The organism is Massilia sp. WG5, assembly GCF_001412595.2.
Classification (GTDB): Bacteria; Pseudomonadota; Gammaproteobacteria; order Burkholderiales; family Burkholderiaceae_D; genus Telluria.
This window is the reverse complement of record NZ_CP012640.2, coordinates 1,264,381-1,278,988: the sequence shown is the minus strand read 5'-3', so window position 1 is coordinate 1,278,988 and position 14,608 is coordinate 1,264,381. Positions and strand designations below refer to the sequence as shown.

Genomic DNA, 14,608 nt, shown 5'->3' with positions numbered 1-14,608 from the left:
TTGACTCCTATTTGAGATCGAACCCGGTCGGCGCAGCGGCGGCGGCACTGCGGACCGGTTCGGCCGGCGCTTGGCCCTCGTGCTTACCGCCGAGGAAGAACTCGCTGCGGCTCGGCTCCACATAGTTGTCGGTCGGCAGTTTGTAGTCGGCCGGCAGCGGTTTCACCAAATGCGGGGTGATGATGAACACCAGTTCGGAGCGATCGGTCTGGAAGTCGCTGCTGCGGAACAGCGCGCCCAGCACGGGCACTTCGCCCAGCACCGGGAAGGCCTTCACGTTGGTGGTGACGTTATTCTTGATCAGGCCGCCGATGGCGAAGCTCTGGCCGTCGAACAGTTGCACCGTAGTGGTGGCGCGCCGGGTGGTGAACGAGGGCAGTACCGCGGTCGTCGACACCCCGGTCGCCGTGATGCCGATGCCCTCGCGGTTCAGGTCGGACACTTCCGGCGCCACTTTCAGGTTGATGCGGCCGCCTTCCAGTACCGTCGGGGTAAACTTGACGGCCACGCCGAATTCCTTTTCTTCCAGGGTGATGGTCGGGATGCCGCCGTTGTTGTTCTGGCTGACCGGGATGAAGATCTTGCCGCCCGCCAGGAAGCTGGCTTCCTGGCCGCTGATGGCCATGATCGTCGGTTCCGCCAGCACCTTGATCAGCCCGTCGCGCTTTTGCGCATCGATCGTCAGGAAATTCCCGTTCTTCTTGTTGAAGGCGTCGAGCACGCTCGGGTTATTGGTGAGCAGGTTGGACAGGAAGCTGTAGGTCCAGCTGCCGTTGGTGTGGCTGGCCCCAATGCTCACGCCAAGCTGGTCGACCAGGGTTTTCGAAATTTCGGCCACCCGCACTTCGAGCATGACCTGTTGCGGCGCCGCGACCGAGGCCATGTTGATCACCCGCGGACTGTTTCCGGCCTGGCCGCCGGCCGCCCCGCCGCCGGCGGCGCCGTCAGCCGCGCCGCCGGCGCTGCCGGCGGCCGCGCTGCGCTGGACATAGGCATTTGCCAGCGCCAGCATCTGGTCCAGCTTGACGGCGTCCGACACCACGCCCGACAGCACCAGGGTATTCGCCGCGGTGGTGATCCTGACGTCCTTTTCCCCGGACAGAAGCTGTTCGAAGCGGGCGCCCAGCGCGCTGGTGTCGAGGTCCACCGCCAGGTCAATGATGGTGGCGTCGTTGTTCTTGTTCCAGAGGATGAGGTTGGTGGTGCCGACCGATTTACCGAGCATGTAGAGTTCGCTGGGGTTGAGCAGGATGACGTCGGCCACGCGGGCGTCGCCCACCGACAGGCGGGTTGCCGGGTAGGGCAGGCGCAGCAGGGTGGATTTGCCTTCGGCCAGCGTGACCTTCGGCGCCATCGTGACCGCGCCGCTGGGCCGGGCCGCCGCCGCCGCCGGCACGCGCAGGGCCGCCTGCACGTTCTTCGCCTTCACGCTCTTTTCCTGCGTGGCCTGGGCGGCCGCCGGCGCGGCGGCTGCCAGCGCGGTCAATGCCGCGATCGTCGCGACTGCCTGTGTGCTCAATGGTCCCATGTTCGTATGGCCTCTCGCTAGAATTGTTGGGTCGTGCGTTCGAGTCCCTTGATGACGTCGACGCGTACCATTGCCGGGCGTGCCAGCGTCACCTTGCGTACCGGCGCCGGAGCGGCCGCCGGGCGGGCCAGGCCGAGCAGGGCCTGCTTGGTCGCCCCGCGGGTGCTGGTCGGGTCGGGATCGATCTGGTTGCGCAGCACCAGCGAGAGCGTGCCCACGCTGCGCGCAAGGTCGAGCTTTTCCGTCTGCTCGGGCGTGAGCTCCAGCGTGACGGCATTCACGACCTTCGGTTTGGTGTCGTCCCGGTTCGGGTCCTGCGCGATCGCCAGCACCAGGATCCGTTCGAGGACGATCTTCGAGATCGATGCGTTGCCGCGGTCGCCATGGGCCGCGTCGCCCTCGGTGTTGACCAGGACGTCGACGAAGTTGCCGGGCAGGGCGAAGCCGGCCACGCCGACCACGTCGTTCACGCGCACCGTCATCGCGCGCTTGCCGTTGGCCACCACCGCCGACAGGCCGCCCTGGGTGCCCGGCGGGGCGAGCTTGGCTTCCATGATCGGTTCGCCGCGCTGGAGGGCCGAGCGGGCGACCCGGCTGGCGAGCGCCTTCGGGTCCGAGAACGAGCCGGGCGGCACGACGGCCGCCGGCCAGTCGACCATGCGGATCATCTCCGGCGACAGGCGCGCGCCGAGGCTGATGTCAGACATGGCCACGGCCACCATGGTCGTCTGGCTCGAGGCTCTCCCCTTGATCCAGCCGACGGCGGCGAACACCGCAGCCAGCGCCAGCAGCAGGGCAAGGCCCAGCATCAATAATCCGCGTGTGTTTTTCATGTCATTCACCTTTGAAGGTAAGCGCCGGCGCCGTGAACCTGGTGGCCGGTGAAGAAGTTGTTCCACGCCCAGTCGAGGGCTTCCGGGGTCAGCGCCGGCGCCACGCCTTCGTAGGCGGCGCGGTCGCGCACCTGGGACAGGAGGTCGCGCGGATAGCAGGCCAGCAGCGGGCGCTCCTCGCGAAGGTGGCGCTCGCGCAGCAGCCAGTCGAAAGCCTCCGACTCCCAGGCGATGCCGAAGTCCGCGCAGGCGGCCATGAAAATCCTGCGGTAATCGCTTTCGGTCAGCGCGCCGATGTGGATCTTGTAGCCGATCCGGCGCAGGAAGGCGCCATCGCCGAGCTCCTCCGGCGGCAGGTTGGAGGAGAAGATGACGATCACGTCGAAGGGCACTTCGAACTTGTAGCCGGTGTGCAGGCCGAGGAAATCGATCCGGCGGTCCATCGGCACGATCCAGCGGTTCAGCAGGTCTTCCGGGGAGCAGCGCTGGCGCCCGAGGTCGTCGATGATGAAGATGCCGTTGTTGGCCTTCAGGTGCGGCGGCGCCTGGTAATAGCGGGTGGTGTGGTCGAACTTCAGGTCGAGCATGTCGAGCGAGAGTTCGCCGCCGGTCAGCACGGCCGGGCGCCGGCAGCTGACCCAGCGGGCGTCGCCGTCGGGACGCCGGAACGGCGCCTCGCCGCCGGCGTCATGGCTCCGGACCTCGTGCACCACGGGGTCGAATACCTGTACCACTTCGCCGCCCACGTAGATGGCATGCGGCACCGCGACCTCGCCCTGCAGCAGGTGCGCCAGGCGCTCGGACAGGAAGGTCTTGCCGCTGCCGGCCGGGCCGTGGATGAACATGGCGCGTCCGGAATTCATGCCCACCCCCAGCTGGTCGAGGATGCCGGGCGCCACCACGATATCCTTGAAGCTTGCCTGCACGGTCTCGCGTGCGATGCGCATCGTGATGACGCTGCGCGCGGCGATGGCGGCGCTGTAGCTCTCCAGGGTGACCGGCGCCGCACCGGTATAGCCGCAGCGCGCGAGGTACTCGGCGCCGCGTGCGCGGCCCAGGTCCGTCAGCCGGTAGCAGACGTCGGCATCGGTGCCCGTAGCGCCGCCGGCGCGGCTGGTCTCGCACAGCCGCTCGGCGCGCAGGTAGGAGAGGACGGGGTCGATCACGCTCACACTGAGCTTCATGCGCCCGGCCAGCTCGGTCATGCGCAGCAAACCACCGAGGAATAGGGTCTTGACGGCGAGTTCGACCAGGAACAGGAAGGGCAGGCCGGTACCGGCGACCGTGCGCGGTATCGGGGGAAGCACGGTTGGCGCTGGGCGCGGCGCCACGGGGTCGACACCGGAGGCGCTATCGAGGGGCTGGGCGAGGGTGTCCATGATGACGGCGGCCTCAGTAACGCAGGAAAAGGAGCTGGGCCAGCGTGCCGGCGGTGATCGCGGCGGCATACGGCATGCTGCCGACCGAGGCGGCGGGGCGCACGATGCCGGACAGGTCGCGTGTGATATGGCCGATATGGTATTGCACGACGATGCCGCGCAGGTTGGCGAGCAGCTGGGGCAGCATGCGCTTGCCGGCAGCCATCGCGATCGCGAGGATGCCGCCCGCCGCCAGGCTGGCGAGGATTGCACCGAGGACGCCGCTCATGCCGAGGAAGGCGCCCGTCATACCCATCAGCTTGACGTCGCCCGCGCCCATCACGCGCAGCATATACAGGGGAAGCAGGGCGGCCATGCCGAGCGCCAGCCCGGCCAGGGCGAAAGCGATGCCTTCTCCCTGCGGCGAGATCCCGTGAAAGACAAGGGCGCCCAGCATGCCGGAGCCGACGAGCCAGTTCGGGATGCGGCCTTGCCGCACGTCGAGTACCGTGGCGACCAGCAGTAACACCACGAGCATGACGAGCTGCCCGGCGCCGGGTTCGACGAAGTTTGTCATAGTGCACCTGGTTATGCTTCGCTAGGTCCCACCCCATTTTAGGGTGGGATGCTTCGATCGTTACTTGCTGTCAGCCCTTGGCGTTCGCTGTCGACAGCGCGGTGCCGATTTTGGTGAACGTAACGTTCAATTCCGAACCCACGGTCGTGACCGCCGTGATGATAACGATAGCAATCAGGGCCGCGATCAGGCCGTATTCGATTGCGGTGACACCCTCTTCTTCTTGCATGAAGTTCTTGATCAGTTCCATGACGATTTCTCCCAGGAGTAAGTGGTTTGGATAGAGCTCACAAAGCTCAGCGCAGTGCCGGATTCAGTTCCGCTGCGGCACGCGATCCGCGACTTCATTCAGGCTGCTATGTCAGCGCTGACGTACACACTGTAGGCATTTTCTGACACCGGCACATCATGCAGATGTACTTTCTCGCGATGGACGTTTGCCCCCTTTTCTGCGGAGCGATACAGTACAAATGTCGTGCTTTATCCTCCGCGAAAAGCGTGCGCGGGAAGTGAATTCCACGGCCTGGGAACGAGCGCTACCGTGCACCCGATGGCAACAACCCGGCGGCACAATCCCAGCGGCAAAAGATGGCGCTAGAGTATGGCAGGGGCATTCGGAAAATTCCTACCCATGAACATCCACGCGCGGTCCCGACCGGCATAGGCAAAGGACCTGATTCTGCGCGCACACCCAGTACAAAACGACCAGCCATTCCGATGCAGTGCGGGCGCTTCGAATGCGCCGATTCCGCTGTGCCGGCCCGGATGACATCCGGCCTTCTCCCGCACGCCGCCATCGTCATGGACGGCAGGCGCCTTGGCCGGCTTTGATCGCCCGACAACGACAGCGCTTGTCAATCCCCGCATAGCACCTATCCTGCATAGGATGGCGCCAGCCGGCGCCCTGGCTTGCGGAGGTGCAAAAGTGACCAATATGAAGAACGACGTGGTCGATGCATTCAAGGCCACGCTGCGGGGGCCGGTGATGCAGCCGGGCGACCCCGGCTACGACGACGCGCGGGCGGTCTGGAACGCCATGATCGACAAGCGTCCGGCGTTCATCGCGCGCTGTTCCGGCACCGCCGACGTGATCGCGGCGGTGAAGTTTGCGCGCGCCAATGGCCTGCCGCTGGCGGTGCGCGGGGGCGGCCACAGCATCGCCGGCAGCGCGCTGTGCGACGACGGCCTGGTGATCGACCTGTCCGCCATGCGCGCGGTCCACGTCGATCCGCGTGCGCGCCAGGCCTGGGTCAGCGGCGGCGCCACCCTGGGCGACGTCGACCATGAAACCCAGGCTTGCGGCCTGGCGGTTCCGCTCGGGATCAACTCCACCACCGGCGCCGGCGGCCTGACGCTGGGCGGGGGCTTCGGCTGGCTCAGCCGAATGTACGGGCTGGCCGTCGACAACCTGGTCGGCGCCGAGATCGTCACCGCGGACGGACAGCGGCGCTGGGCCGGCCTGCAGGAAGAGCCCGACCTGTTCTGGGCGCTCCGCGGCGGCGGCGGCAATTTTGGCGTGGTGACGCTGTTCCAGTTCGCCCTGCACCCGGTCGGACCCGAGGTCACGGCCGGGCTGGTCGTGTTCCCGGCCGCGCAGGGGCGCGAAGTGATGCGCCGCTACCGCGACCTGGTCGACACCTTGCCGGACGAGCTGAGCGTGTGGGCGGTGCTGCGCCAGGCGCCGCCCTTGCCTTTCCTGCCGCCGGAAAGCCACGGCAGCGACATCGTGGCGCTGGCGCTGTTTTCGCCGCAGGCGCCCGACGCGGTGCTGCCGCTGCTGGAGCGGGTGCGCGGCTTTGGCCAGCCGCTCGGCGAACACGTCGGCGCGATGCCCTACGAGGCCTGGCAGAAGATCTTCGATCCGCTGCTGGCGCCCGGCGCGCGCAACTACTGGAAGTCGCACAACTTCACCCACCTGTCCGACGAGGCCATCGACGTAGTGCTGCGCTATGCCGGCAGCCTGCCGTCGCCGCACTGCGAGATCTTCCTCGGCCTGATCGGCGGCAAGGCGAACCAGCGTCCGCCGGAGGCCACCGCCTACCCGCACCGCAACGTGCAGTTCGCGATGAACGTGCACGGACGCTGGCTGGATGCCGGCGACGATGCGAAGATCGTCGGCTGGGCGCGCGAGTTCTTCGCCGCCGCCGCGCCCTACGCGGCCGGCAGCGTCTACATCAACTTCCTGACCCAGGAGGAGGGGGCGCGCATCCACGAGGCCTATGGCCCCAACTACGCTCGCCTGGTCGAGATCAAGCAGCGCTACGACCCGGACAACCTGTTCCGCTTCAACCACAACATCCGTCCTGACGCATGACGCGTCGGAGGATGCCCGGGGCGTCGCCTTCCACGGCGGCGCTCCGGGGCCCGCCGCATCGGGCCCTGTTACACTAGACGGATGCTTTCCACCGTCGACCTCCACCTGCGCAGCTACGGCGAACTCACCGCGCCGGACCGCCACGACTTCGGCCAGTTGGTGCTGCCGCTGAACGGCGCGCTGCTGCTCGAGGTCGAAGGGCGGCAGGGCGTGCTCGATCCGCAGCGCGCCGGCTTCGTCGCGCCGGGCGCCTGGCATGCCCAGCATGGCGACGCCGGCAACCGCTCGGTCATCGTCGACATCGGCGCAGAGGCGCTGGCGCCCGACACCGCCGGGCGCCTGTTCGAGCGGCCCTTCGCGCCGCTCGGCCCGGCGGCGCGCAAGCTGGTCGAGTTCATGGCGCTCATGCTGAGGGCGGACAGCGGCGCCGCGCCGTCGGTGGTGCAGGGCTGGGTGCCGCTGCTGGTCGACACCCTGGCACTGGACGCACCGCGCCCCGCTTCGCGCCTGGCCGCGCTGCTTTCCCGCATCGAGGCCGAGCCGGGCCTGGCCTGGACCACCGAATCGATGGCGAAGGCGGTCGGCTGCAGTGTCAGCCGGCTGCACACGCTGTTCCGGGAAGAACACGACACCACACCGCACGCCTGGCTGCTCGCGCACCGCCTGGGCCGGGTGCGCGGGTGGCTGGCCGATACCGATGCGCCGATCGCCGGGATCGCCCTGCGCGCCGGTTTCTCGGAGCAGAGCGCGCTGACGCGGGCGCTGCGCAAGGCGACCGGGATGACGCCGGCGGCCTACCGGCGCCAGCACCGGATCGATGGCCTGGAGAATTAGTCAAAACAGGAACAGGGCCGGTCAAGACAATCCCGGGGGTACCGGAGATCATTCCGGGCTCGGGAGGTTCACTTACATGCTTACACGAAATCACTGGCTCGGCCTCGGCGCGGGCATCCTGGCCGGCGCCTTCTGGGGCCTGGTCTTTCTTACGCCGGAACTGACGCGCGGCTTCACGCCGATCCAGCTGTCGGCAGGGCGCTACCTGGCCTACGGCGCGATCGCGGCGGCCCTGCTGGCGCGCGGGTGGCGCGCGCTTGCGCGGTCGCTGTCCTGGCGCGAGTGGCGCACCCTGGCCTGGCTCGGCTTTGCCGGCAACATCATCTATTACGTGTTCCTGGCGAATGCGGTGCAGCTGGGCGGCGTGGCGATGACCTCGCTGATCATCGGCCTGCTGCCGGTGACGGTCACGCTGGCCGGCCGGCGCGACGTCGACGCGGCGCCCATGCTGCGCCTGCTGCCTTCGCTGGCGCTGGGCGTCGCCGGACTAGTGTGCATCAGCTGGCAGTCGCTGTCGGCGCCGCAGCACGGTTCGATGCAGGCTTCGCTCCTCGGACTGCTGTGCGCAGTAGGCGCGCTGGTGTCGTGGACCCTGTACGCGGTCGGCAACAGCCGCGCCCTGGCCCGGCTGAAGGACATCTCGGCGCACGACTGGAGCCTGCTGGTCGGCGTCGTCACCGGCGCCCAGGCGCTGCTGCTGGCGGTGCCGGCCTTTATCCTGCACCCGGGCGCCCATGCCTCGTCGGCGTGGCTGTTCTTCGGCGGCCTCGTGACCACGGTCGCGGTCCTGTGCTCGGTAGTCGGCAACGCGCTGTGGAACCATGCCAGCCGCCTGCTGCCGCTGACCATGACCGGACAGATGATCGTCTTCGAGACCCTGTTCGCGCTGCTGTACGGCTTCATCTGGGAACAGCGCCTGCCCACCGGCCTGGAATGGCTGGCGATGGCGCTGCTGGTCGCGGGTGTGCTGAGCTGCGCGACGGCGCACCGGGAGCGCAGCGTGGCGGAGCCGGCGCTTAATACCTAAGTGTTGTGCGGCAGCGACTCGTTACAATTCGCGTATATTTGCCGCGAAAGCCTTGGTATGCTGGAAGGACAGAACTAGAGCGCCAAAGAGCGCTTGAACATCGCAACTAGGATAATGATCATGAGACGCTCCCTTCCTTCCACCCGAATCCGCCGTCTTGGCGTCCTGGCCGCGCTCGCCGCGCTGGTCGCCGCCGCCTCGTTTGGACTGTCCGTGCACGCCGAACCCTCGGCGCCGGCGCAGAGCCAGGCCGGGGCCGTACGCTAAGCGCGCCGGTCAGCTTCCGAAGTTCAACTTCCACAACTGCGTCGGCAGCGCCGGCGGTGCGTCCGGCTTGAAGAAAGCCGAATCCTGGATGTGCGAGGTGCTCACGTAGATCGTGCCGTCCGGACCCTGGCTGAAGGTGTCGGGCCAGCGCAGGCGCTCGTCCTGCACCACGGTCTGCACCTGCGCCTGCGGTCCTTCGGACAGCCTGCGCATCTTGATGGCATTGTCCTGCACCGAGCTCAGGTACATGTCCTCGGTGCCGCGTGCGATCAGCAGGCCGTCGTTGACGCCGTTCGTGCCGTAGTGCTCGACCTGGGCTGACACGTCCTTGCCTTCCACGCCGTCGCCGACAAGCGCCGCGGTCGGGATGCGGTACAGCTGATCGCCCTTGATCGCCTGCCAGTACAGGTAGTCGCCGTCTTTCGACAGCTCGATGCCGTCGGCGGAAAATTCGACGCCGCGGCCGTCCGGGCGGCGCAGCACCTTGCCGTCGGCCTTCACGTTCAGGCCCTTCTTCATCTGCGTGGACGGATCGCCGTCCAGCACGCGCACCGCCTTGCCGGCCGCGATGTCGACCACCAGGATCGCGCCCTGGACGCCGGAATCGGTGATGAAGGCATGCTTGCCGTCGCTCGAGAAGCGCACGTCGTTCAGGTAGGAGCCCTGCGGCGCGGCGTCCTCGTCGAAGGCGATCACCTGGGCCACCTTGTCGGTCGCCAGGTCGATCTTCACCAGCTTCGGTCCTTTCGACACCATGTGGGCCTGGGCCGGGGCCGCCGGGTCCAGCACCCACAGGCTGCCGCGCTGGTCGGCCACCACGCTCTGCACGCAGACCCAGTGGTCGTCCGGCGTGATCTCGTCCTTTTTCGCGTTGCGCCAGGCGTTCCATTCCTCGTCGGGATAGGGCTTGAGCTTGCCGTCCTTCAGTTCCGCCACCGAGACGGCGGTGTCCTCGGTCCAGCGCGGGAAGTTCACGAAGATGCGCCCGTCCTCCGACACCGAGACGCCGGTCACCTGGTGGCCGAAGTCGGCGACCAGTTCGATTCTTGCTTTGCCTGCCATTGTGCTTCCTTTCCTGAGTGGTGGATCAAGCGGCCTTGCGCCGGCTTTGCACTTTCTTCGGTTCCGCCGGCGCCTCGCGGGACAGGCGTTGCTGCAGCATCACCAGGACCGCCGCTTCCTCGGGTTCGAGGTCCTGCAAGTCCTCGGCCAGCGTCTCCTCGGCGCGCGCCAGCAGGCCCTCGACCATCGTGCCGTCCATATAGGAATCGAGCACGGCCGGGTGGACATAGCACTTGCGGCAAACCGAGGGCGTATTGCCGAGCTTTTCGGCCACCGTCTCGATGGCGCGCACGACATTCTTCTTGGCCTGGGCTTCGGAGTCGAACTTCTCGAATTCCTGCAGGGCGATCGCGGCCAGCACCGTGCCCGACCAGGTGCGGAAGTCCTTGGCGGTGTAGTCCTCGCCGGTGATCTCGCGCAGGTAGTCGTTGACGTCGGCCGAATCGATCGTGTGCGGCTCCTTGTTCTCGTCCAGGTACTCGAACAGGTCCTGGCCCGGCAGGTCGCGGGTGCGCTGGATGATGCGCGCCAGGCGCCGGTCGTGGACCTTGACGTCGTGGAAGACGCCGCTCTTGCCGCGGAAACGGAACTCGACCTCGTTGCCCTCGATCTTGACGTGGCGGTTGCGCAGCGTGGTCAGGCCATACGACTTGTTCTCGCGCGCATACTCGTCGTTCCCGATGCGCATCATGGTCGCTTCGAGCAGGTAGACGATGGTCGCCAGCACCTTCTCGCGCGGCAGGCCGGGCAGGCCCAGGGCGCGGTCGACTTCCTTGCGGATCTGTGGAAGGGCCTTGCCGAACTTGATCATGCGCTCGTATTTCACCTCGTCGCGCACCTCGCGCCATTTCGGGTGGTAACGGTACTGCTTGCGCCCGCGCGCATCGCGCCCGGTGGCCTGCAGGTGGCCGTTGGCCTGGGGGCAGATCCAGACCTCGGTCCAGGCCGGTGGAATCGCCAGCGAGCGGATGCGCTTCAGGGTCGCGTCGTCGTCGATGGGTTCATCATGCGCATCGACGTAGCGAAAGCCGTCCTTGTCGGGCTCGCGGCGGATGCCGGGCCGGTCGTCATGAACGTAGCGCAGGCCGGCCGCCTTGGCGGCGGTCGGGGGATCGCTGTTCGGGATCGGCTCGGCGCCGGATACGCGCGCTTCCGCCGCGGTGTCGCCGCTGTTGTCGCCGCAGTTATCGCCGCAGTTATCGCTCTTCATTGGTTCACCCGTTCGAGTTCGAGGCGGGCCAAGTCTACGACGGGCGCGGACGCACGCACCGTACGGGAGCGCACTTAGGCGCTTTCAGGGAGAGTGGGAACCCGGCATGTGTCAATACGTGCGCTTCCGAACTGACTGTGGCCGCCCGGCCTGCGTTAATAAGTAGCGCTCGCCAAGAATAACTCGCCGTCCAGGCACACAGGAGATTGACATGGCTAACCTCGATTCGCACACATCCACCATGCTGGCCGTTGTTGTGGTTCTCGTTCTGGTTGCGCTGGCCGCATGGTACTTCATTCAAAAAAGGCAGTCCGAAAGACTGCAGCAACGCTTCGGACCGGAATACGGCCGCACCGTGGACGAACTTGGAAGCCGGACCAAGGCGGAAGCCGAACTCAAGGCGCGCGAGGATCGTGTCGGAAAGCTGACTATCGTCCCCCTGGCGCCATCCGAAGCGTCCCGATTCAGCCAGGCGTGGGCGAATGTGCAGGCCAGTTTTGTCGATAATCCGAAGGGCGTCGTCGCGATGGCCGACCAGCTGGTTCGCGAACTGATGGCGAAACGCGGGTATCCCGTGGCCGATTTTGAACATCGCGCGGCCGACATCTCGGTCGACCACCCGGCAGTGGTGGAGAATTACCGCGCCGCGCAAGTCATCGCCGCGCGCGATGCGCGCGGTGAAGCCACCACTGAAGACCTGCGCAATGCGGTGGTGCATTATCGGGTTCTCTTCAATGAGCTGCTCGAGGTAAGCGATGCGGCGCAAGGGAAGCACTGACTCGAGACGCAGGGGATTGTCCAACAGTACGGAACAGCCGTGTTTGCACGGCTGTGATACGGTTTGGCTCACTCCCAGGCTTCGTTTGCACAAGCAGACCGCTGCCGCTTTCGCTCATCAAAGGAAACAGGATGAACCGTTTCAAGGAAAAAACCGTACTCGTGACCGGCGCAGCTTCAGGCATCGGCCTGGCGACTGCGCGCCGCTTTCTGGATGAAGGCGCGCGTGTCCTCATGCTCGATATCGACGAACCCGGCCTCAAGAAAGCCCTTGCCGGCCTGCCGCAAGACCGGGTTCTCATGCAGGTCGGCGATACCGCCAGCAAGGAAACCGCCGCCGCCGCGGTGAAGGCCGCCGTCGACCGCTTCGGCGGACTCCATATCCTGGTCAACAACGCCGGCGTGGCTACCGAAGGCGACATCATGCAAACGAGCGAAGAGGACTTCGCGCGCGTCATGGAAGTCAATGTGGCCGGTTATTTCCACATGGCGAAGGCGGCGATGCCGGAACTCGTGAAAGTCCGCGGTTCGATCGTCATGACCTCTTCGGTCTCGGGGCTCGGCGGCGACTGGAATACCTTCGCCTACAACACGTCGAAGGGCGCCGTTACCAACATGGTGCGCGCGATGGCGCTGGATGCGGGAAAGGACGGCGTGCGGGTGAACGCCGTTAATCCGAGCTTTACGAAAACCGGGATGACCGAGGATATGATGAAGGATCCTGAATTGGTCGCCAAGTTCAAGGAACGCATGCCGCTCGGCGCACCCGAGGACCCGGAGGGCATTGCGGCAGCGATCGCATTCCTGGCGAGCGAGGATGCGCGCCTGATCACGGGCGTCAACCTGCCGGTGGATGCGGGCTTGAGGGCATCCAACGGGCAGCCGCCGATGTAAATATCTGTCCCAGATCGAAGGGATGTGGAGGCGGCCGTATCGATCTCGTCTTCATTCCCGCTCAAACCCTGGAAAACACCTCGACCAGTGCGGGTGGCATGTTTCCCCACTCCGTGGCATGTGCCGTTCGTCTCAGCCCGGCACGCAGCCATGCGGATGCCCTGAATGGCGCATAAGTGAACTGGACCACCCGGCCATGTACGGCCAGGCATTGCGCCCATGCGAGCGATATCGTATCGACCTGGTGTTTCGGGAGCGAGCGAAGCGGCAGGGAGGATACCACTGCCTTGACGAGGCCATTCCTGGAGAGCAGGGCAGGAATGTCGGCGGCATCCGAATGCAGGACGTGAACGTCGGGGAAGCGCTGGGATAGATGGGCGGCCAGCAGCGCGGATTTCTCGATCACGATCAGGCGCTCTGGCGTAATGCCTCGCCGTAGCAGCGATTCGGTCACCACGCCCGTTCCCGCACCGAGCTCGACGACAAATCCATCCGCTTCGACGTCGATCGACGCCGCCATGCGGTTTGCCAGGCGTCTCGAGCTTGGGCAAATGGCGCCCATTTGTCGAGGTGACTTGAATATTTCCTTGAACAGGATTCTGTTGGCTGATTTGGCTGCCGCGCTGCTTGTCCTGGACTTGTGGATTGCGTAAGCGGGAAGTTCCAGTACCATCTCTTCTTCTTTCTTCACAAACTTATCCTTCCTTGCGCTTGAAAGCCGAAGCCGGGACCTTTCGTGTTTTTTCGATGGCGTCTATCTCGCCCAGATACAGCTTGATACGATTGCCCAAAAAAACAGCTAGAAGCGCCACAATGCCACCGCCCAGCATGTCAGTAAGATAATGCCCTCCAAAAACTGGCGTCGACAAAAGCATCATGATATTGAGCATGAAAGCAAAAGGAAAAAGCCTGGTGCGGCGGTAGACGTAAATCAGGAGCAGGGCGGCTGATGTGTGAAACGATGGGAAAGTCACGATGCCTTTCATTTCTCCGAGCTTAAATTCCGACACGCTAGCGTTCCTGAGTTCGAAAAAATCGTGAAGGTGAACGGCCTGATCCAGGTGTATGTTGAAATGATAAAACGTCCCGGCAGCAGGAAATATTCCTGAAGCGATGACCGTAATTACAAGAGAGATTAGTGCTGCCCAGAAAAATTCCTCATTTCTGTCGCCCTCGCAATTGTTCGACAGGAAAATCAATGAAAAAACGATTTGCGGCAGCAGGCTGTGATAGGCCACCAGAAAGACAAGGGTGACAAGGGCGTGCTGCGCGAAGAAGCCGTAGTAACTCAACCAGTCGAATCCCAGCATCCAGTCGAATGCAAGCAGTTCTTCGTCATAAAGCGGAAACTTCAACGCGGCCGAGATATAAGTCAGCGGCCCCAGAATGGCTGTGATGGACACCCAAAGGGCCGCGTAATAAGCGGCCTCGGCTATCCGCCTGTCTTTTCGAACCATGCTGTAGGTAGCGCTAAGCGCCAATAATCCGCTTACTGCAAGGAAAACATATTCTGTGCCGGTGAAACGCACTTTGAATATCGTTGCCAGGACAGCATTTATACTTGCGAGCAAAAGCAGGGTGAAAAGCGGAGCGGCTTTCCTTGCATTGACTAGTTTCCTGCCAGGTTCAAGCCGTAAAGCCAAGCTCATCGAATCACTCCTTCTTTTTCAAGCACCGTATCTGCTCGTTGCGCTGGATTGAATTTCGTTGTGCTTACGCTATAGATAAGGTTCCGGTTTTTCCATAGGATCGCCGTCCTTTCTTGTAGTACGATTGTCCTGCCTCGCCTGAGGTATTACAGGAGCTTTGTACTGTCCGAGCCGTGCGTAGCCGGGCGGACCGCGCCCAGCTTGGAACTGGCGAGCCCAAGGGGCGGCAGAGCGGATAAGGGGGGAGCTGCTGAGCGCTGCGGCAGGCGCCGCCGCGC

The 14,608-nt window shown here is 64.9% G+C and carries 15 protein-coding genes; 6 read left to right on the top strand and 9 right to left on the bottom strand.

Going from position 1 to position 14,608, the window contains the following annotated elements:
- Positions 1-7 precede the first annotated feature (7 nt).
- The 5 genes from AM586_RS05515 to AM586_RS05495 form a co-directional block, all read right to left on the bottom strand.
- On the bottom strand, positions 8-1,528 hold the full coding sequence (locus tag AM586_RS05515; RefSeq protein WP_047826006.1) for a type II and III secretion system protein family protein: 1,521 nt from the start codon (positions 1,526-1,528) through the stop codon (positions 8-10).
- A gap of 17 nt (positions 1,529-1,545) precedes the next feature.
- Positions 1,546-2,361 (bottom strand): Flp pilus assembly protein CpaB, encoded by an 816-nt coding sequence (cpaB, locus tag AM586_RS05510; protein ID WP_047826007.1) that lies wholly within the window; start codon positions 2,359-2,361, stop codon positions 1,546-1,548.
- A gap of 5 nt (positions 2,362-2,366) precedes the next feature.
- Positions 2,367-3,740 (bottom strand): ATP-binding protein, encoded by a 1,374-nt coding sequence (locus tag AM586_RS05505; protein WP_229411226.1) that lies wholly within the window; start codon positions 3,738-3,740, stop codon positions 2,367-2,369.
- Between the two features lie 13 nt (positions 3,741-3,753).
- Positions 3,754-4,296 carry a prepilin peptidase gene (locus tag AM586_RS05500; protein ID WP_047826008.1) on the bottom strand — a complete coding sequence of 181 codons (543 nt, stop codon included), beginning with the start codon at positions 4,294-4,296 and terminating at the stop codon, positions 3,754-3,756.
- Positions 4,297-4,366: 70 nt separating this feature from the next.
- Complete coding sequence (locus AM586_RS05495; protein WP_047826009.1) at positions 4,367-4,546, bottom strand: Flp family type IVb pilin; 180 nt, start codon at positions 4,544-4,546, stop codon at positions 4,367-4,369.
- 675 nt (positions 4,547-5,221) lie between these two features.
- Between AM586_RS05495 and AM586_RS05490 the strand changes: the two genes are divergently transcribed.
- From AM586_RS05490 to AM586_RS28040, 4 genes are all read left to right on the top strand, one after another.
- Positions 5,222-6,610, top strand: coding sequence for an FAD-binding oxidoreductase (locus AM586_RS05490; RefSeq protein ID WP_373887943.1), 1,389 nt, complete (start codon positions 5,222-5,224; stop codon positions 6,608-6,610).
- Between the two features lie 81 nt (positions 6,611-6,691).
- Positions 6,692-7,444, top strand: a complete 753-nt coding sequence (locus AM586_RS05485; RefSeq protein ID WP_047826011.1) for an AraC family transcriptional regulator — start codon at positions 6,692-6,694, stop codon at positions 7,442-7,444.
- Positions 7,445-7,520: 76 nt separating this feature from the next.
- Entirely contained in the window at positions 7,521-8,471 is a 951-nt protein-coding gene (locus AM586_RS05480) for a DMT family transporter (protein ID WP_047826012.1), read from the top strand.
- A gap of 120 nt (positions 8,472-8,591) precedes the next feature.
- Entirely contained in the window at positions 8,592-8,738 is a 147-nt protein-coding gene (locus AM586_RS28040; RefSeq protein WP_156328246.1) for a hypothetical protein, read from the top strand.
- A 9-nt stretch (positions 8,739-8,747) separates the two neighbouring features.
- Here the strand turns inward: AM586_RS28040 and AM586_RS05475 are convergent, their stop codons facing one another.
- Together AM586_RS05475 and AM586_RS05470 are read right to left on the bottom strand one after the other, a co-directional pair.
- Positions 8,748-9,800, bottom strand: coding sequence for an L-dopachrome tautomerase-related protein (locus tag AM586_RS05475; RefSeq protein ID WP_047826013.1), 1,053 nt, complete (start codon positions 9,798-9,800; stop codon positions 8,748-8,750).
- Between the two features lie 25 nt (positions 9,801-9,825).
- On the bottom strand, positions 9,826-11,010 hold the full coding sequence (locus AM586_RS05470) for a DNA topoisomerase IB (protein WP_082439666.1): 1,185 nt from the start codon (positions 11,008-11,010) through the stop codon (positions 9,826-9,828).
- A gap of 211 nt (positions 11,011-11,221) precedes the next feature.
- Here AM586_RS05470 and AM586_RS05465 point away from each other — a divergent pair, with 211 nt between their 5' ends.
- Together AM586_RS05465 and AM586_RS05460 are read left to right on the top strand one after the other, a co-directional pair.
- Positions 11,222-11,788 (top strand): hypothetical protein, encoded by a 567-nt coding sequence (locus AM586_RS05465; protein WP_047826014.1) that lies wholly within the window; start codon positions 11,222-11,224, stop codon positions 11,786-11,788.
- Between the two features lie 131 nt (positions 11,789-11,919).
- The gene (locus tag AM586_RS05460) at positions 11,920-12,681 is read left to right on the top strand and encodes an SDR family NAD(P)-dependent oxidoreductase (RefSeq protein WP_047826015.1); all 762 of its coding nucleotides are present in this window, start codon (positions 11,920-11,922) and stop codon (positions 12,679-12,681) included.
- Positions 12,682-12,742: 61 nt separating this feature from the next.
- On the opposite strand, the gene AM586_RS05455 is transcribed toward AM586_RS05460, so the two are convergent.
- On the bottom strand, positions 12,743-13,372 hold the full coding sequence (locus AM586_RS05455) for a class I SAM-dependent methyltransferase (protein WP_229411227.1): 630 nt from the start codon (positions 13,370-13,372) through the stop codon (positions 12,743-12,745).
- Between the two features lie 4 nt (positions 13,373-13,376).
- Positions 13,377-14,330, bottom strand: coding sequence for a phosphatase PAP2 family protein (locus tag AM586_RS05450; RefSeq protein WP_082439665.1), 954 nt, complete (start codon positions 14,328-14,330; stop codon positions 13,377-13,379).
- Positions 14,331-14,608 lie beyond the last annotated feature (278 nt).